The sequence below is a fragment of the Paenibacillus sp. FSL M7-1414 genome (assembly GCF_038003195.1).
Taxonomy (GTDB): Bacteria; Bacillota; Bacilli; order Paenibacillales; family Paenibacillaceae; genus Paenibacillus; species Paenibacillus amylolyticus.
In genome coordinates, this window is sequence record NZ_JBBOOS010000001.1 from 4,464,998 (window position 1) to 4,490,796 (window position 25,799).

Below are 25,799 nucleotides of genomic sequence, written 5' to 3' on the forward strand. Positions count from 1 at the left end.
GATGAAGTACGCAATACAACCGACGCAAAATGAATCCCATTTCGAGGAAACAAGAGCTATTCAAATCTTTCTCTTAACATCCGATATATGTAAATATAACCATGATAAAGCGGAGAAGGAGAACAGAGGATATGAATTCAATCTCATCTGCAACCAAAAGCAGTTTCACTCCCGGGAATCAAGTCTCCAATCGGGATAAAGAAATTCAGGGACTCATGCAGCAGAAGATCCGGCTCAATGAAGAAATGCAAGGTGTAAAAACCAATGACGAGTTGGATACCAAAACCAAAGCTCAGCGAATCAAATCCTTAACAAGCTCCATTTCCCAGATCGACAGCCAGATTGCCCAAATTAAAGCTGAAGAATTGCAAGAAAAGAACAAATTAAGACAGCCCGAAAAGGCTCAACAGCAACAACCCAAACCAACCGACGAGGCACAAGCCCCTTCACTCGATCATCTGATCAAGCATAGTCAGACTTATGATCAATTGGGTAAGCTGGTCGGTTTGCGTGATCGCATGCAGGGCTCCATTCAGACCACGGAAGGAGAAACCCGCTTTGACCGACTTGTTCTCGAGATCAATCCTCCCGCAAATGATCTCGATCTAGGCAAATCAATGATGTTGGAAAATTCAGAACGCACCGTCTTTCAGGCAAAGCGAGAGACCGTCCAGGACATCAACTCCCAGTTAAACAAGGTCAATCAGAAGATTGGGGAGCTGGTGGAAGAGATCCATCAGCCCGCACCTAAAAAGGGAATACAACCACCTATCTCTACAACAACTGGAGAAGAAGATCAGGAAGTAAATGAAGGAAAGAAAACGGGAAGTAAGGAGCACCCATTAGATGGCGGAGCCACAGATCAGGAATCAGGAAATGGTCCGCAAACTACGGCTTCTACATCTCCTGCTGCTTCATATCCATCTGTCGATATTCGAATCTGAGTACGCATTGATCAAACATAATTTTATGTATACATAATGAGCTTAAAGATTAAAGTGGCTCGTTTGCTACACAACCTTTGACTCGCATCCAATGATAGAACCGCTATTACACTCCTGATAAGTAGCGGTTTTTCTGTATTTTAACGTTTTGGGTATAGAGGCGAAGCCTCAGCTTCCGAAGAAGCTTTCTTACAGAAAGCTTTTAGACCCAGATCTTTAGGTTCTCTCTGTCCTCTACGTTCTCGTAATTTTATTTCTAGCACGGAGTACCCGCGGTATCATTTGCACAGATGATACTTCCAGCAATCGCTTTACAACCTTTTTTGATGCGTGTGGCCTCATCAATTATCTGATCTATGTTTTCATATTTTCGCTTGTTATTGGTTACAACGGCGATGGATACCGACACCAGAGGAATGGGCCGATTTAGCCCGGAACGTCCTTCCCCCAGAACATATTGATGATGCCAATCATGTTCGTTGTAAAATGTCTTTTTCATTTCCTCAAAACCTGAGATGACTTCCTCACTAATATGTTTGTAATCATGATGATTCAGGATCGTAATAAAATCATCACCACCGATATGTCCAAGAAAGGCTTCAGGGAGAACAAATAGCTTGCGAAGCAAGTTAGCTGTCGCCTGAATAAGCTGATCCCCCATTTTGAAGCCGTAGCTATCATTGTAGGATTTGAATTGATCGAGATCAACGTACAGTACGCTAAATTGGTCCATCTGAAGAGCCTGAGACAGCCTTTCATCTATGATATGATTACCAGGAAGACCAGTCAGCGGGTTCATAAAAATCGCCATTTCAGCCCGTACATCAGCAACAGCAAGTAGCAAACGTCGAATACTCACAGCTCCAAAGAAACTTTCTCCTGACGTGACCAACACAAGATCATATATATCCCCTTCATCTCGATCCATGGCTAGAACACTGACATCTCTAATCTGTTCCGAATAATCCACGACCAGTGCCTGCGTATTCATCACCAGTTCTACAGGACGTCCCATATACAGATTATAGCCATACTGGGTGCCAATCTGCTGAAAGAATCGGGGCCGCATCATTAATGACACATCCTTCTCCCCCATAACAGCTATACCTTCCAGACTAGGATTGGACTTGAAAAGATGATAGACGATATCACATTTTGTATCAGATTGTACTACAGGAATTGGTTCAGCAATCTCGCCTATTTGCGTAAACATACTATTCTACTCCTCTGTTCGTAGCATCTATCCGAACTTTTCAAAAATATATGTAAGTCTTTGTCAATGGTCACATCGTACCACTTTCTACTTGAAAAAGCGTTAACTGAAGGTTAAAAGTTTATGATATATTTCCTTTTCTAAACTTTGCTATAGTGAGCTTATTTTAATACTTGATCTCAAAATTTTGAAGCAATCATGCAACACTAAATTTCATCATCATGTTCTGTGTTATTTCGTTATGCAAAAATACCGTCATTTACTGGATATCTTTAATCCAATAAATGACGGTATTCGTTGGCATATATTACAGAAGTTTATCGGCATGAAATGAACGAATTTAGATATAGGCCGTCTTGGTTAGAATCAAATTTGAATCCAAACTATACTTGCCAGCTCACTACTCCTGACCCTTTCAGCTTACCTTATGCTCAATTCTCAGCTTGTCAGCAACCATCGCGATGAACTCGCTATTTGTTGGTTTTGACTTGCTGATGTTAATCGTGTAGCCAAACAAGTGGCTGATGCTGTCGATGTTACCGCGAGTCCATGCCACTTCAATGGCATGACGGATGGCACGTTCGACGCGGGACGGCGTGGTTTTGAATTTTTCGGCAATCGCCGGATACAGTGTTTTGGTGATGGCTCCCAAAATTTCGATATTATTATACACCATCGTAATCGCTTCGCGCAAATACTGATATCCTTTAATATGCGCAGGAACGCCGATTTCATGTATGATGGACGTAATATTTGCATCCAGATTTTTGTGTTTGCCCATTGGCACAACATTGGATGATTTCATGAACATGGATGATCCGCTGCTTGTGGACATCGCCGTCTGTGTTCCCACCAGTTGACGCACACGATTCGCAAGCACTTCCATGTCAAACGGCTTAAGAATATAATAAGAAGCTCCGAGTTGCACGGCACGCTGTGTGATATTCTCTTGTCCGAATGCCGTAAGCATAATGACTTTAGGCTGTGGAGACAGGTTCAGGTCGCGCAAGCGCTCAAGCACACCCAGTCCGTCCAGGTGAGGCATGATAATATCCAGAATCAATACATCCGGCACATCCCGAGTTTGCTCCAGCAATTGCAGTACTTCTTCTCCATTGTATGCAATACCGGTTACTTCCATATCTTCCTGCTCAGATATATATTCGGCAAGCAAATTCGTAAATTCACGATTATCATCGGCCAGCAATACCTCAATTTTTTGCAAAACGGTATCCTCCTTTAAATTAAACATCGTTTCGTACATTTCCTTACACGTTTAATTTTCGACACAGCCAGTTAAATTCCTCCTGTCGAAAATTATTTTTCTTTATTTTTTTTTCTTGATCCTATATAATAAATAATTTATTTCATTATCCGATATATTATGTTTGCTTTCGACAAAAAAGAACCTCAGGGCTGTTTAGCCAGCCTTGAGGTTCTTATCGTTTTCCTTTTTCATCATAACGCCAGCATCTTGTAACATCCATTCAATGAAGCAACCATAACCCGATTTTGGATCATTCACGAATACATGAGTAACTGCACCGATCAACTTACCATTCTGTACAATGGGGCTGCCACTCATCCCTTGAACGATACCTCCGGTCTTATCCAGCAGTTTCGGGTCCGTAATTCGAAGTACCAGACCTTTTGTTGCTGGTTCAGTTTGATCTGCCACATGAACAATGTCAATGGAGAAGCGTTCAACTTGTTGACCGTCAACCACGGTAAGTATTTCGGCCGGTCCTTCCTTTACTTCATGAGAAAAAGCGACGGGAATGCCTTTCGAATACAAACTGTGCTCAGGATTTCCAGACATTTTACCAAAGATACCAAAAGCCGTATTACGTTCAATATTGCCCAAAATTTTGCTTTCCTTGAGGAAATGAGCACGTTTTTCACCCGGATCACCGGTCTCGCTCTTCGAAATTGACGTTACATTGGACTGAACGATCTGACCACTACCCACAACAATAGATGTCTGTGTGTTCATATCTGTAATGACATGGCCCAGTGCGCCATATACGCCCTGATCGGGTGCATAGAAGGTAAGTGTGCCAACACCGGCTGCAGAATCACGAATGTACAATCCAAGCCTCCACGCTTGATCCTCGGAGTCATACGCCGGAGTTAATCGTGTCTTCACCGTTTCCTTGCCCCGTTTTAACACAACATCAATACCTTTTTTACTTTTCCCTGCAAGTTCAACGGCTTCAGAGACACCTGCTACGCCATCCAGACGTTTTCCATCCATATGCGTAATCAGATCTCCGAGCTTAATGCCCGCTGTTTCTCCGGGCGATACACGCTCATCCTGACCAGAACGGACCAGATGATGTCCAACCACCAGAATGCCTGCCGATTTAACCTTGACGCCAATCGTTTGTCCCCCGGGTACAACACGCAAATCCGGTATCACATTCACATGGACTGTTTTGACCGGAATTTTACCCCACAACTTCAACGTTAATTTGGCATGTCCCGTCTGTTGAGGGTGAAGATGCAAAGGTTGTTGCCTGGTAACATGCATCGCTGCCTGATCATCCAAACCAACGATATCAGGACGATCTACAACGGCGCTTGAAGCAGCAGGTACAGCGAGCCGGACATCCGCTTGCCTGCCAGCAAACACCTGCAATTCATCCGGCAGTGAAGCATAACTTTGCACAGGCTGAATGGCCTGGCTAATCACACAAAGAAAGAAGGCAAATAAAAGACCTAGCAATTTCTTCCTGAGGGGGGAATTCAATGGCTGTCACACTCCCTTTGCTTCTTTCGCTTGACGAAAGGTGGTCGCCAATTGCGTACCTTTAAGATAACCTCGCCCCCAGGCTTTTATTACTGTCAATCATTACGCCAGCCGTCCGTTTCACCCTTTTTTGGCTTCCGCCAAATTCAGCATTTCCTGTGCGTGATGCAGTGTTTTTTCTGTAATTTCCACGCCGCCCAACATACGTGCCAATTCCTTCACTCTGCCTTCGTCTGACAGCGATTCCACCTGCGTCATCGTCCGTCCATCGTAGACATGTTTCTCAATGAGATACTGATGATCTGCCATACAAGCCACTTGTGGTAAGTGCGTTATTGAGAAAACCTGACAAGTCGAAGACAAGCGGAACAGTTTTTCCGCAATGGATTGAGCTGCTCTACCGCTAACTCCGGTATCAACTTCATCAAAAATCAACACAGGTATCCGGTCATGTCGCGCAAAGATACTCTTCATCGCCAGCATCATTCTCGATAACTCACCACCTGAAGCAATCTTGCCAAGTGGTCGTAATGGCTCGCCCGGGTTCGGTGAGATCAGGAATTCCGCATTGTCCGCACCCTGACGATTCAGACGAATACGACGTCCATTCCATTCAATGCCCTTCGGATCTTCGAAAGGAGTAATCTGAACACGCAGTGTAGTCCGCTCCATTTGCAGATCCTTGAGCTCGCTTTCCACCTGTGCAGCAAGTTCCTCGGCGCATTGTTTGCGAACCTTGCTGAGTTCTTCAGCAGACTCCATCACAAGGTTAAGCATTTTATCACGTTCAGCTCGCAATTTCTCCAGCCGTTCGTCCTTGTTCTCCAGTTGGTCGGTTTCATGGCTAATCTGATCATAATAACTCAGAATAAGTTCAACACTGTCCCCGTATTTCCGTCTGAGGCCAGAAATCAGATTCAGCCTTTGCTCCACTTCTTCCAGCCTTGCCGGATTAAATTCAATCTTCTCCCGGTAATCCCTTAACTGAAATGTCGCATCTTCCAATTGATAAAATGCGGATTGCAGCTGTTCTACGATTGGTTGCAGTCCTTTGCTATCATATCCAGAAATGTCTTCAATTCTTGAAAGAGCAATGCTCACAGCTTCAAGTCCGCGTTGACCACTGAGCAGATCATATGCACCAGCAACACTGTCCATCATTTTCTCACTATGGGATAGTTTGACCCGTTCTTCCCCGAGTAATTCATCCTCGCCTTGTGTAAGGCTTGCTGCTGCGATCTCCTCAAGCTGAAAGCGATACATGTCCAAGAGTTGATATGCCCGCTGACTGGACTCCTGAAGCGCACGCAGTTCTTTTTCCGCCGTGATAAACTTGCTGTAGCGCTCCTGGTACTTCGCTTTAATTGGTCCGATGACTTCCGAGCCATAGGTGTCGAGAAGCCCCAGATGGCTCTCAGCGCGCAGTAAACTCTGATGTTCATGTTGTCCATGAATATTGATCAGCTTCTCGCCTACTTCCCGCAGCATGGTCAGATTGACCAATTGCCCATTAATGCGGGACGTACTCTTCCCCTGAGTATTCAACTCACGTCGTATAACCAAATGCTCTTCAGGCTCACAATGGATACCCAATTTCTCTAATGTCTGCCATACCGGATGACTCTGCTCCATCTCGAACAAGGCTTCCATCTCTGCCTTCTCACATCCGTACCGGATCAGATCAGCTGAACTGCGTCCACCGGCAATTAAGCCAAGTGCATCTATAATAATCGACTTACCTGCACCCGTTTCCCCTGAAAGTACATGGAATCCCGGGTGGAATACAACATCCACTTCTTCCACCACAGCCAGATTACGAATCGATAACGTAACTAACATCTGCAAAAACACCTCCGGATGACTAACTCAGATATTATGTTTTTGAACCATTGATTCAAGAGGTTGTTCAAAAAGTCCGCTTTTGATTACGAAGGATGCCTGGTGGCATCATCAGCATCGAATATGGAATTCAGCCGAAATAAGTGGGATGCTTACGAAGTATGTTTCCTTCGGAAACATTGCAGTTGCTCACGTAGTTTTCCCTACGCTCCGCTACTCCATTTCTAGCTTCATCCCATCTTCTCGGTACTGAAAACCGATCTTTTTGAACACGCACTTTAAGCAATGTAACCCATGATCCGCTCAATAACGGTCACACTGTTACCTTCAGTCCGGCAGATAATCAGAATCGTGTCATCTCCACAGATCGTGCCCATGACTTCATTCCACTCAATATTATCAAGCAAAGCTGCAATGGAGTTGGCTGTTCCGGGCAAACATTTCATCACAACCAGATTGTTTGTGTGATCAATGTGCAAGAAGTTGTCAACGAGTGCACGCTTCAACTTTTGAATCGGATTATATCGTTGATCTGTCGGTAAAGAGTACTTGTATCTTCCATCATCCATCGGAATCTTGATTAACAGAAGTTCCTTGATATCCCGGGATACCGTCGCCTGAGTCACCTGAAAACCTGATTTGCGTAGTGCTTCAACCAGATCATCCTGGGTCTCAATTTCATTTTGACTAATGATTTCACGAATCTTGATGTGCCTTTGTCCTTTCATATATGCCTCCAGTTAGATGTATTGCAATAAAGCAGCATTTGTAATTCGCCGCAGACTTTGCCCTGCAATGTTCATTCTTTTATATTAGTCCAGATCATCCCCATCATACACATCTTCCTGATAGTCCATGAGCCTGATTAACTTAATATCGGAATTCTCCACGTCAACATACAGCAATCCTTCACAGCCAGGATATAACAACAGATAATTGAGGAAGCGATCCCTTAGCGCAGGGCCGGTCATTTCAATTGGCTGTCTGCGACGAGACGTTTTCACGAGGTATCTGAGATCCTCACGTTCCGCAACATAATCAATGAATAATCTGCTGTAATAAACGGATTCATTGGCCTCAAAAGCCAGAGGGACTTTCATTTTGCCACCGATGACTTCGTAACCCTGTGCTTCAAGCAAATCCAAGGCCGGGGAATCCTGAATCTTCACGTTCAGTTGCATTCCAGACAAGCTTACCGGCATCGGTCGGTTTACCCAATTACGCAAGCCAAAGAACAGCCACAAGATCAAACAGACAGCAAGTACACCTATAAAGATTGTGTCATATTGACCATCCATTATCGCTCACCTCGAAGACATATTCGAGGTTCAGTAACGATTTCCCTTTACATTAATCACCTTTCCAGCGAAAAGAAACCCATCTTATGATGAGTTTCCCGTAAATGTATGAGCTGCTTCCTTTGCAACTTGCTCCGCAAGTGCGTCAAGTGAAGCTGGATCGATCTCTGGTTGTGTTGCCTCTGGTGCTTCCAGACGCCAATGTGCGAGAAATTCTATATTACCTTCTCCACCCGTTATCGGTGAAAAAGTTAAACTCTGCAGATGTAAACCAAGTTGACTGGAAAAATGAAGCATTGTCTGCAATACATCCTTGTGTACCTTCGTATCACGTACCACACCGGACTTGCCTACTTTTTCACGCCCTGCCTCAAATTGAGGTTTAATCAATGCAACGATATCTGCAGGTTGTTTCAAAAGAGCCAGAAGTGGCGGCAATATGATTCGCAGTGAAATGAACGACACATCAATACTCGCAAAGTTCGGCACGGGTCCCGTCAGATCTTCAGGAGTCACATAGCGGAAATTAGTTCGTTCCATAACAGTAACCCGCTCATCATTACGCAAAGACCAATCGAGCTGATTATAGCCCACATCAATAGCGTAGACGTGAGATGCGCCATGCTGAAGTGCACAATCCGTAAATCCACCGGTGGATGAACCAATGTCGAGCATGACAAGTCCATTCATATCAAGGTCGAAATGACGGATCGCTTTTTCGAGCTTCAATCCGCCTCTGCCGACGTAGGGATGTACCGAGCCTTTAACTTTCAGCTCGGCTTCCCTTGGAATTTTCATGCCCGCCTTTTCGATCGGCTCATTATTGGCATATACCAGTCCAGCCATGATTGCAGCTTTTGCCTTCTCACGACTTTCATAATAGCCCTGCTCAACCAGCAGAACATCAATTCGTTCTTTCGGGAGTGACATGTCTGTCTCCTATCATGTAAATTTACGAAGGAAAACGTGTTTTGGGTATGCCGTAAGATGATTGAACAGCCATCTTGCGCAGTTCAGCACATACATTTTCAACGGTAAGACCCACTTCCTCACGTTGTTCCTTAATACTGCCATGCTCGATGAAGCGATCCGGAATCCCCATCAATTGTACATGAACATCATGCAGTCCCTGCTCTGCATAAAACTCCAGAACTGCACTACCCATGCTACCTGCTTGAGATGTTTCTTCAAGTACAATCAATTTGGTGCCTCGAACAGCTAAATCACGCAACATTTGCTCGTCAAGAGGTTTCAGGAAGCGAGCGTTGATTACGCCTGCTGTGATCCCTTCCCGCTTCACCATCTCTGCTGCTTCTTCTGCAAGCTGCACCATCGAACCTGAAGCGATGACAGCATATCCCTCGGATGGACGCAGTTGCTCCCATGATCCGATTGGAATCGGAACAAGTACATCATCCAAAGGTACACCGACCACATTGTTTCGTGGATAACGGTAAGCAATTGGACCTTCATTATAATCAAGCGCCGTTTTCATCATATGACGCAATTCATTTTCGTCTTTTGGCATCATCAGAACGATATTTGGAATATGGCGCATAAATGCCACATCGTATACCCCTTGATGTGTTTCCCCATCCGGACCAACAAACCCGGCACGGTCAATGGCAAACATCACGTTGGCGTTATGACGGCAAATATCATGTACAATCTGATCATAAGCACGTTGCATAAACGTAGAATACACGGCAAAGACCGGCTTCAAACCTTCCATAGCCAGTGCAGCACACATGGTCGCCGCGTGCTGTTCTGCAATACCTACGTCAATCATCCGATCGGGAAATTCCTTACTGAACGGAATAAGACCTGATCCTGTAGGCATTGCTGGCGTTACAGCTACGACCCGCTTATCCTGCTTCGCAAGATCAATTAACGTTTGACCAAACACTTCCGTGTACATCGGTTTTCCGACTGCCTTCAGCACTTGACCGGATTCAATTTTGTACGGAGAAATCCCGTGCCACTTGTGCGAATCGGCTTCTGCTGGCTGATAACCTTTGCCTTTGGTCGTGAGCACGTGAACGAGCACAGGGCCATCAACGTTATCTGCCTGTTTGAAGGTTTCGATCAATTTGGGAATATCATGCCCATCAATCGGTCCCAAATACGTGAAGCCCAGTTCTTCGAAAAGAACACCTGGTACCATCATATATTTGACACTATCTTTGATCCAGCTTGCCGATTTGGCCAAACGGTCCCCAATAGCAGGAATTTTTTTAAGCATGCCCTCGACATCATCTTTTGCTTTCAGATAATGACGATCCGAACGAATCTTGCTCAAATATTTATGCATGGCCCCAACGTTTGGAGCAATGGACATTTCATTATCATTCAGAATAACCATCAGTTTTCTCTGCTCATGACCGATATGATTGAGGGCTTCAAAAGCCATACCACCTGTAAGCGCTCCATCACCAATCATCGCGATAACTTGGTTGTCCTCACCCTTAAGATCACGTGCAAGGGCCATCCCCATCGCAGCGGACAATGAAGTACTGCTGTGTCCAGCTTCCCATACATCATGTTCACTTTCGTTGCGCTTAACAAAACCGCACAGGCCGTTATGTTGACGCAATGTATCAAAGCGATCCATACGCCCTGTCAGGACTTTATGCACATAAGCCTGATGCCCTACATCAAAAATCATTTTGTCTGCTGGACTGTTATAACAGTAATGCAGGGCTACCGTGAGCTCAACCACGCCTAAGTTGGGTGCGAGATGCCCACCTGTAACGGACAGTTTCTCAATCAGAAACTGCCGGATCTCTGCCGACAAAAGGGCAAGATCATCCTGAGACATCGACTTTAGATCACTGGGTTGTTTAATTTGTGGAAGCAGCACGAGAATCTCCCCGCTTTCCTAGATTGTTTAGTTATTGTTGTAAATCGATATATACATTATGAATCAAATGACATTAAATCATTATAACATAAAAGAACAAGAATCATAATTTACTGCACTATACTCCCGATAACGAGCATTCTCGCCAGCAAGTTATTTAAAATTCTTCTCCATATGTATTCACGCATCCACTCGGGACAGACTTTTTCCATCCACTCGGAAAAAGAACATTACATTCATTACACGGTTACATAGATTTTGAAACAGACCGCTCCGTCAGAATCTAATGGTCACGACTCATCAGATAATCTGCAATTTCCAACAATCTGGATGCATCAGGTAATTCGGCTCTTTCAAGTGCGTCTTTGGCAGATTGGGTAAGGGATTTCACTTCATCTACAGAAGCCTCCATGCCAATAAAATAAGGATATGTTACCTTCTGCTGATTCACATCGCTCTGTGTTTTCTTGCCCATCTTCTGCTCGTCACCCGTCAGGTCGAGAATATCATCCTGAATCTGAAATGCCAGCCCCAGATCACGGCCAAACACACGTAAGGCTTCCAATTGTCCCTCCGTTGCTCCACCAATTCGTGCTCCAGCAATGAGTGAGAAAACAATCAGATCACCCGTTTTGTGCAAATGGATATATTGGAGCTGTGAAAGATCGGTCATGCCTTGCTCGCCTTCCATATCCGCGACTTGGCCGCCGACCATGCCTCTTGCTCCAGCAAGTTCCGACATGTCCTCTACGATGGACAGTAACGCATCTGCCGCCACACCGTTACGGCGTCCAGCTTGAACAATGCTATAAAAAGCATGAGTTAGCAACGCATCGCCCGCCAATATGGCTGTTGCTTCACCATATACCTTATGATTCGTTAATTTTCCCCTGCGGTAATCATCATTATCCATAGCAGGCAGGTCGTCGTGGATCAGTGAATACGTATGAACCATCTCCACGGCGCAGGCTACCGGCATTGCAGCTGTACGCTGTGCACCGAAGGCTTCCGCCGCAGCAACGACCAGAAGAGGACGAAGGCGTTTGCCTCCGGCCATAAGTGAGTACTGCATCGCATCCGTCAACGATTGGGGTACATCCCAGTGATCGGGAAGCGTATGTTTCAACGCTTCTGTCACCTCAGCTGTGACCTCTTCGAGGTATGCTTGAAACGAAGGACGATTACTCATGGACTTCACCGCTCTCATCGTCAGCAGTTCCGAAAGGCTTCTTGCGAAGCTCTCCATCTTCTTCTACGATCATCTCGATCTTGCGTTCCACTTGTTCCAGCTTCAGACCGCAAAGTTGCGAAAGTTTCATCCCGCGTTGAAACAGATCGATGGCCTGTTCCAACGGAACATCACCATGTTCCAGCTGACCTACGATGTCTTCCAATGCCGCCATTGCCTCTTCAAAATTCAATTCCGGTTCATTCGCCATGGGTATTGTCGTCCTCCTTCATTCCCCAAACCTGACAGTCCAGCTGTCCGTCTGTTAATTTAATCTTAATTGAATCTCCAGGCTGTACATCCTTCGTCGACTTGATCAATCGCTGTTCTTGCTCGTCATAGACAAGGCTGTATCCCCGTGACATGACTTTAAGCGGGCTAAGCGCATCCAGATGCCGCACAGATGATTTCCACTGTTGCTGCTTCGATCTGGCTATAGACCTGATCGCAAGTTCAAGTTGTCTGCGTGCTGCCGCATTCTCACGGCGTGCTGCATTGACCTGCTCACGAGGATTGAACCGTTGCAGTGCTGCCCGCAGACGCTCCTGCTTCTCTCCTGTCCATTTCATACGTGTATCGACTGTTCTCAAAAGCCGTTGGTGCATCATATCCAGTCGTTCCGTATGCTGCATCAAGGTACGTCTTGGATGCACCAGTACTGGCGAACGCTGTAATCTTGCGAGCCGTTCACGATTATGTACAGCACGCTGACGTAAGCTGTGCTGTAACTGGCGCTGACGTTGTCCGATCTGATCAAGCAACTCAGCTCGATTAGGCACAGCTAATTCAGCAGCTGCTGTAGGTGTAGCCGCACGCAAATCGGCTGCAAAATCAGCAATAGTGAAGTCCGTTTCGTGCCCAACCGCAGAAATGACAGGAATATCCGAAGCGACTATTGCTCTTGCCACAATCTCCTCATTAAAGGCCCACAACTCCTCCAGTGAACCGCCTCCGCGTCCAACGATAAGTACATCGGCTTCTCCCATCCGGTTCAGGTTGCCAATCGCTTTGACAATGGAAGGTGCTGCACCCTTGCCTTGAACCAGAACAGGATATAAAACAACTTTGGCAGAAGGATACCTGCGCTGGAGTGTGATCATGATGTCTCGCACCGCCGCTCCCGTCGGTGAAGTTACAACCCCGATGGTCTGTGGATAACGAGGGATCTGTCTTTTTCGAGAAGGTGAAAATAACCCTTCATCCTCAAGCTTTTTCTTCAGCTGTTCGTAAGCCAGATACAGACTTCCAATTCCATCCGGTTGCATATGGGTAGCATAAAATTGATACTGCCCATCCCGTTCATACACCGAGACATTACCACGGGCAATAACCCTTGCACCCTCCTTCGGTACAAAGGGTAATCGCTGGTTATGGGATGCAAACATAATTGACTTGATCCGGCTGTCCTTGTCCTTCAATGTAAAATACATATGGCCGCTGGAGTGATGTGTGAAATTCGAAATCTCCCCGCGCAGCCAGACGTCCGACAGGACCTGATCCGATTCCAGTTTCATCCGGATGTATCGGTTCAGGTCTTTGATGGAGTAGATCTTTTGATCTGCCACAGACAAAACCCTAGGCCAATCCGTGAGCGCGCTTGGCAGCGATCAATGTATTTTGCATCAGCATTGTGATTGTCATCGGACCAACACCACCTGGAACGGGTGTAATTGGACCAGAAACTTGTTTCACGCTCTCGAAATCAACGTCTCCTGCAAGTTTGCCATTCTCCAAACGGTTCATGCCGACATCGATAACAACAGCACCCGGTTTGACAAAATCAGCATCCACAAAGTTTGCACGACCGATGGCTACAACCAAAATATCCGCCTGACGTGTAATTTCTTTCATGTTGGCTGTGCGGGAATGACACATGGTTACCGTCGCATTCTCACGTTGCAGCAACAGGGATACCGGTTTGCCAACGATGTTGCTTCTTCCGATGACTACCGCATGTTTACCAGACATTTCCAGTCCGGTGCGCTTGATCAGTTCAATTACACCCGCTGGGGTACATGGAAGCAGACTATCGTCTCCAATAACAAGATTACCAACATTGACTGGATGGAATCCATCTACGTCTTTATCCACGGCAATCGCATCAATAACCGCTTTCTCTTCGATGTGTTTAGGTAGTGGAAGTTGAACCAAAATTCCGTTAATGGATTGTTGATTGTTCAGCTTGTCCACCAGCGCAAGCAGATCTTCTTGGGACGTATCTGCATCCAAGCGATGCACTTCGGAGTAGAAACCGAGGTCGTGACAAGCTTTTTCTTTATTACGCACATAGACTTGGGATGCCGGATCTTCCCCGACGAGCACAACAGCCAGACCAGGTACTACCCCCTGTTCGCTAAGCTGTTTTACTTCTGTTGTCATGCTTGCGCGGATCTCTTGGGATACTTCTTTACCGTTAATAATAGATGCTGTCATTGTACTCTCTCTCCCTTATGTGAATATAAATTTAGAGGTTGTTCAAAAAGCCCGCTTTTGATTACGAAGGATACTGAAAACCGGTCTTTTTGAACACACACTATAATTAATCTTAACTTAAGATAATTTTGCTTTAATCGCGTCAACTTCCTGAATCATGCGTCCAAGTACACCATTGACGAATTTCCCGGATTCTTCTGTACCAAAATATTTGGACAGTTCAATTGCTTCATTGACCGATACCTTTGCCGGGATGTCATCACGGAATACCATTTCATACGTGGACAGTCGTAGAATCTGGCGATCTACACGTGACAGACGGCTGATCTGCCAACCTTTCAAATAATCCACAAGCAAACCGTCAATGGCTTCCTTATTGTTCCAGGCTCCTTGTACAATCTCAGTAACATAAGTACGCATTACATCTTCATCGCGAATAACTACTTCGGTTTCATTATCTTCAGCAGCTTCATTGATTAACATGTTTACAGCTTCTGCTGCACCTACCTCATTCATTTCCATCTGATACAGACTTTGTACTGCAATTTCCCTTGCCAAACGTCTTTTCATGTCCTGCCTCCTGCAGCGCTCCGTCTGGAGCGTCATCATGCTTATTTTATAATCCATGCAACCATCTCATCAAATCCTGTATTGGATTGATCGATGGCTTCCACGGTATTGTTATTGTTATCCCTTTTCACAAAAAAACCTGCAATACGTTTCCTCCAAAAAACGGGCAACCTAAACTACAGCTCTATTTTCGGAAGAAACATATTGCAGGGTTCAGGCAGGTCACTTAAACGGACGCCAGCGATCGCCCAGCCATTGTCCCCACTCCCTCCAGGGAATGGACGAACCCAGCTTCGAATCGCTTCGTCTGCCTAACGTATAACCGATGAACACCAAGAGTGCAAAGAACAACATATCCCAAAAACCGATCCATACATAAAGAAATCCAAAAAAGATGCCGCCGATAATTCCGGTAATTCGGCCTCTGTGACTATCCCAAATCTCTTTCCACAGCATCAGTGAAACTCACCTCATTCCACTCGACTCTTGTAGTTAGGCGACTGGGTTACATTAGCGATATACACCGTGACAAAAGAAACCGGGATGCCCGTAATCTCTTGCACATGATCATGTATCGCCTTTTGCAGATCAGAAGTCAGCGCAGGAATAGGTGTCTCACCATCCACTACTGCACGGATCATAATCTCCAGTCCTGACTCAACCACACGTATGCGTGCCTTGACATCACGTACTCCCCGGAAACGGGAAGTTGCCTTCAAACAGAGATTCTCAATCGTCTCCATCGAAATCTGTACTTCACCAAACTCAGTACGTTGATCTACAGACGGCAACGATGCACGCTCACGCCGAACCGAGATGTAGAAAAATCGCAAACTCAGGATAAACAAAATCGCTGCTGCAATAACCGACGCAACAATAACGTTCTGTTCCTGCTGGTAATTCAATTCGTAAGGCAGCACACCGCTAATCAGAAGAATGACGGCTGCCGATATTGCTCCAACGCTTATGCTGTATATAAACAACAGAAGCCGATCCAGTATTTTAGCCACGAACTGCACAGCCTCCCTTGCTCACTAACATTACTTAACCTGTTCACTAGCAAAAAATCAGATCCTCATTTAGCTTTCGCTATAATGAAGACCTGTCCAAGACGGGATAACCCCCGGCAGATGATGCCGGGGGAATCTGTCTTCTTTTATTTTACGCGCTGACTGTTCAGGTCGATCTCTTCCACTTTCTCGGTGCTCTTGAACTGAACGTCATGAATGTGCACATTCACTTCATTCACATTCAATCCTGTCATGTTCTCGATGGAACGTTTCACGTTCTGTTGAATCTCCGTAGCTACTTGTGGCAGACGGTATCCGTACTCGATAATTACGGAAACATCAACTGCAGCTTCACGTTGGCCCACTTCAACTTTAACGCCTTTGGAAAGGTTTTTGCGACCAAGCAATTCAGCAAATCCGCCAGCGAATCCGCCACTCATGCCTGCAACACCTTTCACTTCAAGGGTCGCCAATCCAGCAATCACTTCAATAACTTCAGGTGCGATCTGGATTTCACCGATATCCGTTCGTTCAAATTCAGTCGGTAGTGTACTCATAACTGTTCAACACACCTTTCGCGAGATAAGTTTGCGGCCATCCGTCAGGGCGCTGGACTCAGGTTAATCAACCTTCAGAACCCTTCCGGTCCGGCTTTACCGGAACTCCTGCAAACATCCGCGAGGTGCGGGCTTATCCTTTGCAGGAGACATGCGCTCTTATTATTCATACTATATCATTTGGGCTACATTATGACAAACAAGCCCAATATACCTTTTAAATCTCGTTTTCCTCAAGAAATTTGATATCAAAGTCACCACGAATGAACGTTGGGTGCTCCAGCAATTTCTGATGGAAAGGAATAGTTGTTGATATGCCTTCAATCGCAAATTCCCCAAGCGCACGTTTCATCTTGGCAATCGCCTCTTCACGATTCGCTCCCCACACGATCAATTTTGCGATCATGGAGTCATAGAAAGGTGAAATGGTATAACCCGGATAAGCAGCACTATCTACACGAACGCCAGGTCCTCCCGGTGCAAGGTAGAATCCGATTTTGCCTGGTGATGGCATAAAGTTACGGTCCGGATCTTCTGCATTGATACGACATTCAATGGACCAGCCATTGATAACCACGTCTTCCTGACGGAATGAGAGTGGGTTGCCTTCAGCTACCGAGATCATCTCACGGATCAGATCCACGCCAGTAACCATCTCAGTTACCGGGTGCTCTACCTGAATACGCGTATTCATCTCCATGAAATAGAACTCGCCATTCGGGCTGAGCAGGAACTCCAATGTACCCGCTCCCGAGTAATCCACAGCAAGGGCAGCCCGTACCGCAGCTTCACCCATCAGTGTGCGCACATCTTCGGAGAGAATCGGACACGGAGCTTCTTCTACCAATTTCTGGCGACGACGCTGAACCGAGCAATCACGCTCTCCCAAATGTGCTGCATTTCCGTGTTTATCAGCAATGATCTGAATTTCCACGTGTTTCATACCTGTCAGGAATTTCTCCAGATATACACCTGCATTGCCAAATGCCTTTTGTGCTTCCTGCTGAGCAGCGGTAATCTGCTTAATCAGCGTTTCTTCATCTTCGGCAATACGAATTCCCTTACCTCCGCCACCAGCAGTAGCTTTGATAATGATAGGATATCCGATATCTCTAGCAATCATGATGGCTTCATCCATATTTTCAACAAGGCCGTCTGATCCAGGAATAACAGGTACTCCTGCATCTTTCATCGTCTGTTTGGCAACAGCCTTGTCACCCATTTTGGTGATCGCTTCAGGAGAAGGTCCAATAAACGTAATATTGCAAGACTCACAAATTTCCGCAAAATCAGCATTCTCCGCCAAAAAACCGTATCCAGGGTGGATTGCATCACATTCCGTCAGCGTAGCTACACTCATCAGGTTTGTGAAGTTGAGGTAACTGTCCTTAGACAGTGTCGGTCCGATACAATAAGCCTCATCTGCAAGACGAACATGCAGAGAATCCTTGTCCGCTTCCGAGTAGACGGCTACCGTTGAGATACCGATTTCACGGCAGGCACGAATAATACGTACCGCAATCTCTCCACGGTTCGCAATCAGTATTTTTTGAAATTTCATTTCGTTTTGTCCTCCTTCGAAGCTCATGCGGTTAGCTGTTAACCAGCTATAACGGTTATTCCGGTTTCACCAGGAAAAGGGGCTGCCCATACTCGACCAGCTGTCCGTTCTCAACCAGCACTTCAACGATTTCTCCCTTGATGTCCGCATCAAGCTCGTTCATCAGCTTCATAGCTTCGATGATACATACCGTTGTTTTCTCAACAACTTTATCACCAGCGCTCACAAAAGGACCCGCTTCCGGCGAGGAAGCTCTGTAAAAAGTACCTACCATCGGAGATACAATTTTATGTAAATGACTTGTAGTATCGACCTGCGGTGCAGCTTCACTTACCACTGCTGCCGGCTGTACTTGCGGAGCAGCAATCATTTGCGGTTGCACAGCAGCTGCTTGAACATACTCCGTTTTGCCCGGTTTGCGGATTGATAACCGTGATCCTTCATTTTCAATTTCCAACTCTTGAACGGAACTTTCATCTACCAGTTTAATCAGTTCTTTGATTTCACTCAATTTAAACATTTCCATTATTCACTCCTTCGGCATCATGCCAGTCTCACTAGGACGGTCATATGGCTTTATGTATTATATCATAATCATTAAAAATGGAAAGAGCCCGAGAGTACAACCAGCTCCCGGGACTGCATTTCCATGATTTGGATTACTGTTCTGTGACGTATTGCACGCTGATTTTGTTCTGTGAAACCGCCAATTCTTTCATGACCAGATCCACAATGGATACCGCCTGTTTTACATCCAGTTTGTCACTGAGGACCACAACTTTATACTTGTCGGCATCTTCTTGAACGATCGCATTAGCGTACTGTTGAGAGAGCGTCTCCTCAATGCCAGTGATTTTAGCTTCTTTTTCTTCCAGTGTACGGAGTTGCTCCGTTGCTTTGGCATTCTCCTCTGGCGTTTTGCTCAGATCACCTGCCACGGTCATCAGTTCCTCATACTTACGATTGTTGCTTTCCTCACGTTGCCACTGGTAGTTCTGGAACTGGCTGCTCGCAGATGCTGTCGTATTCTGCTCTTCCATTTCCTTGAGGACTTCCTCATCTGTCTTGGTTGCAGTGCCGCCTGCCTGACCGTCTGTCTCCGGTGTAGTTGTTGCGCCTTTGTCGGTCTCTTTGTTGGTTTCTTTGCCTGCCTCACCCTTACTCTCGCCTGGTTCGACAGCAGGTGTTTTCTCTGTATTTCCAGCTTCTTTACCTTCCGTAGCCGCCGGTTCTTCCACAGCGCCAGCCGCACTTGGATCACTTTCAACTTCGCCGCTATTCACCACTTCATTCACAACCAAACCTTCTGTAGGATCAAGAATGCCTGCCGTCTCCTTTGCTTCCCCCTGCTTGATTCCATCCACTTGCTGACTGTCAGCCACCGGCGCGTTAACTGGACCGGAATCCTCAGTGAACAGATAATACGCGGACAAAATGACCATCAGACTCAGCATGGAAACGAGCCATACCGTTTGACGTTTGTTATTCATTAGAACTTCCTCCTCAAATTGGCTTCAATCTTATGAGAATTGAATCTTGTGATTCAACACATCAGATTAGTCTTGTTTGCGCGGTACAACCGAGATCCGGTAGGCTGCCACATTCAGTCCTTTTTCCACAGCATCGGTTATCAGGTCCTTCACAACCTTGTTCTCTGCACCCCTCGCAACCACAAGCACCCCACGTATCTGCGGTTTGAGCTTTTTGGTCACTATAGGTGTCTGATCCCCTGCTATTTCGTAAGTAATAATCTCGCCATCACGGGTATATTGCGTCATATGCCGTTTGCCTCCGCTAGCATCGGTTTCTTCGGTAAGTTGCTGAGAATCCTTCACGTTCCGCTGAACGACCAATTCTTCTGTGGAATCCACGGTAACCATCACATCAACCGTTCCCACACCAACAATGTTTTCCAACACACCTTTGATTTTGTCTTCAAATGCAATTTCGATCGCCTGAAAAGGATTCTGTTCTGACGGATCACTCTGTATGGATGCCATGGATGTTGCCGGGTCCGGTGGTTCCCGACCGATATTTTCGGAATCAATTTTTTTGACATTGACGAAGGAATTGAACAGCATGATTCCCACCCCGATCAAACCCAGGATAATCAGCCAGCGGAAGGTTTGACTTCGCCTTGCCCCACCCTCTCCGCCACCCATCCAGGTTTCCATCTTTTTGAACCATTGTTTCATCGGACACCCTCCTTCTCAGAGCACTTCAGCACTTTTTGGTTCTGTCACTTGAACGTTTTTTGCATCAACATCCCACTTTTCAGTCAACAATGTAATAATCTGCACCGCATGTTCGGACCTTGTGGATGTCACACCTTGCTGCTTCGTCTCATCTGCTTGATCACGTATAACAGGCTCGGAAGACGCTTCATTTCCATCACGTTGCCCTCTACTCACATCAATCTGTACATCAGGCACTTCAATCTGACCGATCTGGATGGGCTGCTGTATTTGATGTGATTTATCCTTCTCGACTTCTGTGTCTGTTCCAAATATGGGTTGTGTATTAGCAGCGACTTCTTGCTGCCCTGCCTTCACTTCTCCTTCTGCACCCTCTCCGGCCATCTCGACCAACACACGCTGGATCACAGGCAGTTCGACTGATGAGGCAGCTTCCATCTCGGTTTCATATTTACTCATGGTCAGCTGTACCTCTACGGACCGCACCTTGGCTCCTGTTGTTTCTTCAATCTGACCTTTCATGACATTAGCCAGTTCTTTGGCTGTCCATTGTAAGGATTGTTCCTGTTCATTGGATTGCAGCCGTTTGCCCTGAGCTAATATCTGTTCGAGTGTCGCATTCCCATTCGATGGAGCATCCATTGCAGACATTGCCCGTTTCAGTTCGCCAACCGGATCACTTTTAAGCAGCTTGGTTATGGGTGATAAAAGGGTCAGCAGGATGAGAAGGCTCAGCACAAGCTTGACATAACGTTCCATGGATCGATTGGGCAACAACATATCCACAAAAGTCGCCAGCAGAACGATCATAATCAATTCCTGGAGCCAGTTGCTCAGCCACCCCATCCTTTCCACCCCCTTTCTTGCCAACATACATTCAGCGCATCATGACAGTCAGATTGCCCGCGGTCAGCAGGATGGTAATGGCCAGGAAAAACATCAGTCCGACGGCTGCGAGCGCCGCAAATACGTAGATCATGCTCTTGCCGATGGCCTGGAGGCATCCTACAATCGGGGTGTCTCCTAGTGGTTGCATGATGGCACCAGTTACGTTGTATATCAAGGCAAGAGCCAGGATCTTGAGTGCCGGAAAGGCACATAGAAACAAAATGATGATCACTCCGGTGAGTCCAATTGCATTTTTGACAAGTAAAGAAGCTGTAATTACCGTATCCGTCGCATCCGCAAATGTTCTGCCCACGACAGGGACAAAGTTGCCTGCGATGTATTTGGCGGCCTTCAGGCTAACTCCATCCGCTACGGAGCCCGATGCTCCCTGCACCGAGATTACACCCAAAAACATCGTCAGCAGGATACCCAGCAGTGCCACACTAATATTGCGCAGGAGGTCTGCCAGCTGTGTCAGCTTGTACTTGTCAGACAATGAACTGACGAGATGCAGAACAGCTGAGAAGAAGAGTAACGGGAATACCAGCAAGTGAATCAACGTACTCACCAGATGAATCATGAAAATGATGAGTGGATGTGTCACCGAGACGGTGATGACATTACCCATGGACGCAAGCAGTGTGAATAACAAGGGAACCATGGCCATCATGAAGTTGATCATGCCGGTTATGGCATCCTTGGCGTATCCAATCGCCACACTGAAGCTGTTGATCGCAATAATGATGATGACCATATAACAGATGGAATAGGCGATTTTGCTAATATTATTTTTCTCAAATGCGGTCTGAAGAGTCTCCAGAATCATGCTGAGTACACTTAACATCACAATCGTGACCAGAAGTTTGCCATTATATAAAATTTCATGCAGCATGAAGGTTCCGATCGCTACAAACACCGATTTCAGGCTGAACCCTTCATTGCCGGGGATTAACATATCCATGAAGGAAGGGGTCTTCCCATCCGGGAAGAAACCACCGTATTGTTGCATCAGTTGATCCCAGTATTTCTCCACCTGATCCTTGGGAAGCTGATCGGCCTGCTGCTCCATCCACTCACCAGAAGGCGAGGTTGCAGTAACCTGTCCCAGGATACCAAAGAGAAAACAGAGCATCAGCACAACCGTAAGGCGCCACTGCGGCTTATGATGCATTGATTTCATATGAAGTCCGCACGCCCTTTCTACACCGGCATCAGCTTCATGACGGTTTCGATAATAATGCTGATGATCGGTATAGCAAGTACAAGGATCAGTACCTTACCAGCCAATTCGATTTTGGACGCAATGCTCTCCTGACCTGCATCCCTGACAATCTGTGCGCCAAATTCAGCGATGTACGCTATGCCAATAATTTTCAGCACCGTTTTCAGATAAATACTTTCCATGCCTGAATTCTCGGCAAGCCGCTTCAATACTTCGATGACTGCTCCGATTTTACCAATCAACAACATGAAGATGACAATGCCGGTTGCGGCAGCAATCAGAAAGGCAAACATCGGTTTCTGTTCCTTAATGACCAGAATAAGCACTGTTGCGATGAGCGCCAAACCTACAACTTGGATAATTTCCACAGGTCACCACCATCCGGCTTCATGACCGATTTCATTGAAAAAGAAATATCGATTTGATCTCTTGTAGCAGGCTGTCCAGCATACGGACCACCATGAACAATACAACGACAAATCCGATTACGGTCACCCAGTGAGCCATATCTTCCTTTCCCATTTGTTTCAGTACCGTGTGAATCATGGCGATGATGATTCCGATACCCGCAATTTGAAAGATTGCGTTCACTTCTAGATTCATGACCTTGGCACCTCACTATCCCGGCTATTTCAGAAGATCAGAATGACGATTAACGCTCCGACAAGCATCCCGAGGCTTCGGCTCATTCGTTCATATTTCATTTGATCGGCCTGGGCGCGGGATTCCTCATGCATTAGTTGTTGAATGGCTAACGATATATGTTTGGTCTGATCCTGACGGTCACTTGTGCCAAGGCTGAAGCTTAATTGCAGCATCACTTCCTTCTCGTCAGCCTTCATGGCCGATCTTCCCCACGCCAGATCCACGCCTGACTGCAGACTTTCCCGGGCAGTGAGTCCATGAGGAGGTTCCATTTGTGTAGCTGCATGAAGAAACAGCCTTTTTACAGGTTCTTTGGTCTGTGCTCCCATCTTGCCCATGGCATCGGGAAGTGGAGTGAGCCCATAGTTAATCTCCGTCATTAGTCGCTGGAGGGCTGCAATGAGTTCTCGCAACTGTCTCGGTCTTAATGCATACTGTCTGGCCTTGTAAAATCCGGCGAGGGTGCTGGCTAACAAAATAATTACCGCACCAAACATGTTAACCAAAGGCTTCACCTCCTGCCCCGGTCTGCTGCAACGCACGCATTTTGCCATCAGCCAGCCGAAAGGTCATGCCCCGGCTCGTCCGTTGCAGCTGGACATAACGTTGAAACATCTGCTCCGTAATTAAGGTTCTGAGGGCGGGTCTGGCCGACAGCTCCGATAGGTCACGGCCATGCGCAGTCGCAATCACTGAGACTCCTGCATGCAGGGCTTCCATCACCGCCTCGGCATCCTCCGGACGACCGATCTCGTCCACAATCAGGACATCGGGCGACATGGAGCGAAGCATCATCATCATGCCCTCAGCCTTCGGACAACCGTCCATCACATCTGTTCGGGGACCTACGTCGAAGCCAGGTACTCCTTTGTAGCTACCAGCGATTTCGGACCTTTCATCCACAATGCCCACTTTCAGACGAGGACGTATTCCCTGAACCAGTTCAGTTCCCCCTGTAAGCTTTGTACCACTGCTAATTTGTCTCGCCAGGTCTCGCAGCAACGTCGTTTTCCCTTGTTGTGGTGGTGATAGGATCAACGTGTGCAGGACCTGTCCGCTCTTCATATCGAGAAGATAAGGAAGAATACGATCAGCCACTCCATGTACTTCACGGGCTACCCGAACGTTAAACCCGTTGATGTCACGCAGGTATTCGACACGCCCACCGCTTAGTACCGTTCGTCCAGCAAGCCCGATTCGATGTCCCCCAGGTATCGTGATGAACCCTTTGCGCAGTTCCTCTTCCAATGTATAAAGTGAATGGTTACTGATCAGGTCCAGCAACCTGTGCGTCACTTCTTTCTGAGGAACATACGCTTCTTCAGGATTCCCGGTCGGACAACCTTGAGGTGTCAGGAAGTGGTATGTGTTGCCTGCATTAATCTCCAGGGGTCTGCCTTCTCGAATACGTACTTCCTCCACTTGTTCCAATAGAGCGGGTGGCATTCTTCCAAGAATGGTTCGGATCGGTTCCGGAAAAAGTTCCCTCCAGTTCACCTTCATGAGTAGGCTCCTCCAACCTTGAGATCATTTGGTTCACACTTCTGGCGCTTGTTCATATCTCAAGTTTATGCCTGTACATTTAATTTATGACGCTGAAATCTATCAATTCTTTAGAATACGGTTGAGAGTTGAAACCATAGATCCACCTCATGTTCTAGGCACCCGTCTAGATGTGCATGCATATAGTAATTGCAGATAGGTAAGTTCCATTCCGGTTCAAAACAGAACTACCGATCCCCAGATACAGAAAGGAGTTGTGGGGAGTGCGAGTTGATGTCGTTGGCAATGTCAATGAAGTACGTACCATTGATATTGCAGGGCGAAGTGCAGTTGTCATTGATGTATTGTGTACGACCAGTACGATTGTTACGGCTCTGGCGTATGACGCTTCAGCTGTGATTGCCGTAGAGACCGTTCCACAAGCCAAACAAATGGAAGTGAAAGATTGCATTCGAGGCGGGGAGCGTTTTGACAAAAAAATCACCGGATTCGAAGTGGGGAATTCCCCCTATGAATATATGACTGCAGGCATTGCAGATAAAACAATCATTCTAACCACAACCGATGGAACCCGAGCTTTGATCAAGGCTTCCAAGGGGAAACATGTATTCGCTGGTTCATTTCTCAATGTGCAGGCTGTTGCAGCAGCTCTATGTGAACTTCAACGAGATGTATTGCTGTTATGTGCGGGGAACCAGGATGAATTTGCTCTGGAGGACGGCTTGTGTGCTGGATGTATCATCGATGAACTGCACCGTCAATCCTGTTCTCCCCTCCAACTTAACGATCTCGGCATAGTGCTTCATCAGGCGGTATCCCAATGTAAGGAGAGCATCCCGGAGTTGGTGCAGGGGTCTGTTAGCGGGCGGAGGCTTGAAAAGTTAGGCAGAGTTCATGATATTTCGTATTGTTCTCAATTAAACCTGCTGGATTGTGTTCCCGAGATGGGGGAGGGGAACCGCATGCAGCCTTATAGAGGCATACGCGGGGGAAAGATGTTCAAGTTGATGTGAGAATTGCCATGAGAAAAACAAAAAAAGGTGTACTGCTGCCCGTTGGCAACAGTACACCTTTGCTAATTTAC

Annotated in this window: 28 protein-coding genes; 2 read left to right on the plus strand and 26 right to left on the minus strand. The window is 46.4% G+C overall.

Annotated elements, in window-relative coordinates; genetic code table 11:
* Positions 1–131: 131 nt before the first annotated feature.
* The gene (locus tag MHH92_RS19395) at positions 132–944 is read left to right on the plus strand and encodes a hypothetical protein (RefSeq protein WP_340905712.1); all 813 of its coding nucleotides are present in this window, start codon (positions 132–134) and stop codon (positions 942–944) included.
* Positions 945–1,200: 256 nt separating this feature from the next.
* Here MHH92_RS19395 and MHH92_RS19400 read toward each other — a convergent pair whose 3' ends face one another.
* The 26 genes from MHH92_RS19400 to spoIIIAA all read right to left on the minus strand — a co-directional run bounded on the left by MHH92_RS19400 (position 1,201) and on the right by spoIIIAA (position 24,715).
* On the minus strand, positions 1,201–2,157 hold the full coding sequence (locus MHH92_RS19400; RefSeq protein ID WP_340905714.1) for a GGDEF domain-containing protein: 957 nt from the start codon (positions 2,155–2,157) through the stop codon (positions 1,201–1,203).
* Between the two features lie 415 nt (positions 2,158–2,572).
* A complete protein-coding gene (gene spo0A / locus MHH92_RS19405; protein ID WP_036614349.1) occupies positions 2,573–3,382 on the minus strand; it encodes a sporulation transcription factor Spo0A in 810 nt (269 codons plus the stop codon).
* A 195-nt stretch (positions 3,383–3,577) separates the two neighbouring features.
* Complete coding sequence (spoIVB, locus tag MHH92_RS19410; RefSeq protein WP_036614352.1) at positions 3,578–4,906, minus strand: SpoIVB peptidase; 1,329 nt, start codon at positions 4,904–4,906, stop codon at positions 3,578–3,580.
* A gap of 120 nt (positions 4,907–5,026) precedes the next feature.
* Positions 5,027–6,745, minus strand: coding sequence for a DNA repair protein RecN (gene recN, locus MHH92_RS19415; protein ID WP_076327955.1), 1,719 nt, complete (start codon positions 6,743–6,745; stop codon positions 5,027–5,029).
* Between the two features lie 278 nt (positions 6,746–7,023).
* Positions 7,024–7,473, minus strand: coding sequence for a transcriptional regulator AhrC/ArgR (gene ahrC / locus MHH92_RS19420; RefSeq protein WP_017687604.1), 450 nt, complete (start codon positions 7,471–7,473; stop codon positions 7,024–7,026).
* 84 nt (positions 7,474–7,557) lie between these two features.
* Positions 7,558–8,043 (minus strand): hypothetical protein, encoded by a 486-nt coding sequence (locus MHH92_RS19425; RefSeq protein WP_076327956.1) that lies wholly within the window; start codon positions 8,041–8,043, stop codon positions 7,558–7,560.
* A gap of 84 nt (positions 8,044–8,127) precedes the next feature.
* On the minus strand, positions 8,128–8,973 hold the full coding sequence (locus MHH92_RS19430; protein ID WP_036614359.1) for a TlyA family RNA methyltransferase: 846 nt from the start codon (positions 8,971–8,973) through the stop codon (positions 8,128–8,130).
* 22 nt (positions 8,974–8,995) lie between these two features.
* Positions 8,996–10,903 (minus strand): 1-deoxy-D-xylulose-5-phosphate synthase, encoded by a 1,908-nt coding sequence (gene dxs / locus MHH92_RS19435; protein WP_036614362.1) that lies wholly within the window; start codon positions 10,901–10,903, stop codon positions 8,996–8,998.
* A 283-nt stretch (positions 10,904–11,186) separates the two neighbouring features.
* Entirely contained in the window at positions 11,187–12,092 is a 906-nt protein-coding gene (locus tag MHH92_RS19440) for a polyprenyl synthetase family protein (protein WP_445744674.1), read from the minus strand.
* Entirely contained in the window at positions 12,085–12,342 is a 258-nt protein-coding gene (gene xseB / locus MHH92_RS19445) for an exodeoxyribonuclease VII small subunit (protein ID WP_017687599.1), read from the minus strand. The genes MHH92_RS19440 and xseB overlap by 8 nt, the downstream gene beginning before the upstream one ends.
* Positions 12,332–13,696, minus strand: coding sequence for an exodeoxyribonuclease VII large subunit (gene xseA, locus MHH92_RS19450; RefSeq protein WP_017687598.1), 1,365 nt, complete (start codon positions 13,694–13,696; stop codon positions 12,332–12,334). Before xseA ends, xseB begins: the two co-directional genes overlap by 11 nt.
* Positions 13,697–13,706: 10 nt before the next feature.
* Positions 13,707–14,564, minus strand: a complete 858-nt coding sequence (gene folD, locus MHH92_RS19455; protein WP_076215789.1) for a bifunctional methylenetetrahydrofolate dehydrogenase/methenyltetrahydrofolate cyclohydrolase FolD — start codon at positions 14,562–14,564, stop codon at positions 13,707–13,709.
* 117 nt (positions 14,565–14,681) lie between these two features.
* The gene (nusB, locus tag MHH92_RS19460) at positions 14,682–15,134 is read right to left on the minus strand and encodes a transcription antitermination factor NusB (RefSeq protein WP_036675000.1); all 453 of its coding nucleotides are present in this window, start codon (positions 15,132–15,134) and stop codon (positions 14,682–14,684) included.
* 222 nt (positions 15,135–15,356) lie between these two features.
* Positions 15,357–15,590 carry a DUF2273 domain-containing protein gene (locus tag MHH92_RS19465; RefSeq protein ID WP_017687595.1) on the minus strand — a complete coding sequence of 78 codons (234 nt, stop codon included), beginning with the start codon at positions 15,588–15,590 and terminating at the stop codon, positions 15,357–15,359.
* A 14-nt stretch (positions 15,591–15,604) separates the two neighbouring features.
* Positions 15,605–16,144, minus strand: coding sequence for an alkaline shock response membrane anchor protein AmaP (gene amaP / locus MHH92_RS19470; protein WP_340905724.1), 540 nt, complete (start codon positions 16,142–16,144; stop codon positions 15,605–15,607).
* 146 nt (positions 16,145–16,290) lie between these two features.
* The gene (locus MHH92_RS19475) at positions 16,291–16,701 is read right to left on the minus strand and encodes an Asp23/Gls24 family envelope stress response protein (RefSeq protein ID WP_017687593.1); all 411 of its coding nucleotides are present in this window, start codon (positions 16,699–16,701) and stop codon (positions 16,291–16,293) included.
* Positions 16,702–16,918: 217 nt separating this feature from the next.
* Positions 16,919–18,262 (minus strand): acetyl-CoA carboxylase biotin carboxylase subunit, encoded by a 1,344-nt coding sequence (accC, locus tag MHH92_RS19480; RefSeq protein WP_036614375.1) that lies wholly within the window; start codon positions 18,260–18,262, stop codon positions 16,919–16,921.
* A gap of 55 nt (positions 18,263–18,317) precedes the next feature.
* Entirely contained in the window at positions 18,318–18,782 is a 465-nt protein-coding gene (gene accB / locus MHH92_RS19485) for an acetyl-CoA carboxylase biotin carboxyl carrier protein (RefSeq protein WP_036614903.1), read from the minus strand.
* Between the two features lie 139 nt (positions 18,783–18,921).
* Positions 18,922–19,752: a SpoIIIAH-like family protein gene (locus MHH92_RS19490; protein ID WP_340028922.1), complete on the minus strand. Its 831-nt coding sequence runs from the start codon at positions 19,750–19,752 to the stop codon at positions 18,922–18,924.
* A 66-nt stretch (positions 19,753–19,818) separates the two neighbouring features.
* Positions 19,819–20,457 (minus strand): stage III sporulation protein AG, encoded by a 639-nt coding sequence (gene spoIIIAG, locus MHH92_RS19495; RefSeq protein WP_036614381.1) that lies wholly within the window; start codon positions 20,455–20,457, stop codon positions 19,819–19,821.
* 15 nt (positions 20,458–20,472) lie between these two features.
* A complete protein-coding gene (spoIIIAF, locus tag MHH92_RS19500) occupies positions 20,473–21,303 on the minus strand; it encodes a stage III sporulation protein AF (RefSeq protein ID WP_340905729.1) in 831 nt (276 codons plus the stop codon).
* A gap of 31 nt (positions 21,304–21,334) precedes the next feature.
* Positions 21,335–22,477, minus strand: a complete 1,143-nt coding sequence (gene spoIIIAE / locus MHH92_RS19505; protein ID WP_397376270.1) for a stage III sporulation protein AE — start codon at positions 22,475–22,477, stop codon at positions 21,335–21,337.
* 68 nt (positions 22,478–22,545) lie between these two features.
* On the minus strand, positions 22,546–22,935 hold the full coding sequence (gene spoIIIAD, locus MHH92_RS19510; protein ID WP_017687586.1) for a stage III sporulation protein AD: 390 nt from the start codon (positions 22,933–22,935) through the stop codon (positions 22,546–22,548).
* Positions 22,936–22,966: 31 nt separating this feature from the next.
* A complete protein-coding gene (spoIIIAC, locus tag MHH92_RS19515) occupies positions 22,967–23,170 on the minus strand; it encodes a stage III sporulation protein AC (RefSeq protein ID WP_017687585.1) in 204 nt (67 codons plus the stop codon).
* Between the two features lie 29 nt (positions 23,171–23,199).
* Positions 23,200–23,718 carry a stage III sporulation protein SpoIIIAB gene (gene spoIIIAB, locus MHH92_RS19520; protein ID WP_340905738.1) on the minus strand — a complete coding sequence of 173 codons (519 nt, stop codon included), beginning with the start codon at positions 23,716–23,718 and terminating at the stop codon, positions 23,200–23,202.
* Positions 23,711–24,715, minus strand: a complete 1,005-nt coding sequence (gene spoIIIAA / locus MHH92_RS19525; RefSeq protein ID WP_340905739.1) for a stage III sporulation protein AA — start codon at positions 24,713–24,715, stop codon at positions 23,711–23,713. Before spoIIIAA ends, spoIIIAB begins: the two co-directional genes overlap by 8 nt.
* Positions 24,716–24,978: 263 nt before the next feature.
* Here spoIIIAA and MHH92_RS19530 point away from each other — a divergent pair, with 263 nt between their 5' ends.
* Positions 24,979–25,728 (plus strand): 2-phosphosulfolactate phosphatase, encoded by a 750-nt coding sequence (locus MHH92_RS19530; protein ID WP_051447358.1) that lies wholly within the window; start codon positions 24,979–24,981, stop codon positions 25,726–25,728.
* The last annotated feature ends 71 nt before the right edge of the window (positions 25,729–25,799 follow it).

Excerpts from the sequence above, each read along its gene's own strand:
- MHH92_RS19395 (WP_340905712.1), top strand. The coding sequence starts at position 132 with ATGAATTCAATCTCATCTGCAACCAAAAGCAGTTTCACTCCCGGGAAT.
- MHH92_RS19400 (WP_340905714.1), bottom strand. The coding sequence starts at position 2,157 with ATGTTTACGCAAATAGGCGAGATTGCTGAACCAATTCCTGTAGTACAA.
- recN (WP_076327955.1), bottom strand. The coding sequence starts at position 6,745 with ATGTTAGTTACGTTATCGATTCGTAATCTGGCTGTGGTGGAAGAAGTG.
- ahrC (WP_017687604.1), bottom strand. The coding sequence starts at position 7,473 with ATGAAAGGACAAAGGCACATCAAGATTCGTGAAATCATTAGTCAAAAT.
- MHH92_RS19425 (WP_076327956.1), bottom strand. The coding sequence starts at position 8,043 with ATGGATGGTCAATATGACACAATCTTTATAGGTGTACTTGCTGTCTGT.
- MHH92_RS19430 (WP_036614359.1), bottom strand. The coding sequence starts at position 8,973 with ATGTCACTCCCGAAAGAACGAATTGATGTTCTGCTGGTTGAGCAGGGC.
- MHH92_RS19440 (WP_445744674.1), bottom strand. The coding sequence starts at position 12,092 with ATGAGTAATCGTCCTTCGTTTCAAGCATACCTCGAAGAGGTCACAGCT.
- xseB (WP_017687599.1), bottom strand. The coding sequence starts at position 12,342 with ATGGCGAATGAACCGGAATTGAATTTTGAAGAGGCAATGGCGGCATTG.
- folD (WP_076215789.1), bottom strand. The coding sequence starts at position 14,564 with ATGACAGCATCTATTATTAACGGTAAAGAAGTATCCCAAGAGATCCGC.
- nusB (WP_036675000.1), bottom strand. The coding sequence starts at position 15,134 with ATGAAAAGACGTTTGGCAAGGGAAATTGCAGTACAAAGTCTGTATCAG.
- MHH92_RS19465 (WP_017687595.1), bottom strand. The coding sequence starts at position 15,590 with ATGCTGTGGAAAGAGATTTGGGATAGTCACAGAGGCCGAATTACCGGA.
- MHH92_RS19475 (WP_017687593.1), bottom strand. The coding sequence starts at position 16,701 with ATGAGTACACTACCGACTGAATTTGAACGAACGGATATCGGTGAAATC.
- accC (WP_036614375.1), bottom strand. The coding sequence starts at position 18,262 with ATGAAATTTCAAAAAATACTGATTGCGAACCGTGGAGAGATTGCGGTA.
- accB (WP_036614903.1), bottom strand. The coding sequence starts at position 18,782 with ATGTTTAAATTGAGTGAAATCAAAGAACTGATTAAACTGGTAGATGAA.
- MHH92_RS19490 (WP_340028922.1), bottom strand. The coding sequence starts at position 19,752 with ATGAATAACAAACGTCAAACGGTATGGCTCGTTTCCATGCTGAGTCTG.
- spoIIIAG (WP_036614381.1), bottom strand. The coding sequence starts at position 20,457 with ATGAAACAATGGTTCAAAAAGATGGAAACCTGGATGGGTGGCGGAGAG.
- spoIIIAF (WP_340905729.1), bottom strand. The coding sequence starts at position 21,303 with ATGGGGTGGCTGAGCAACTGGCTCCAGGAATTGATTATGATCGTTCTG.
- spoIIIAE (WP_397376270.1), bottom strand. The coding sequence starts at position 22,477 with ATGCTCTGTTTTCTCTTTGGTATCCTGGGACAGGTTACTGCAACCTCG.
- spoIIIAC (WP_017687585.1), bottom strand. The coding sequence starts at position 23,170 with ATGAATCTAGAAGTGAACGCAATCTTTCAAATTGCGGGTATCGGAATC.
- spoIIIAA (WP_340905739.1), bottom strand. The coding sequence starts at position 24,715 with ATGAAGGTGAACTGGAGGGAACTTTTTCCGGAACCGATCCGAACCATT.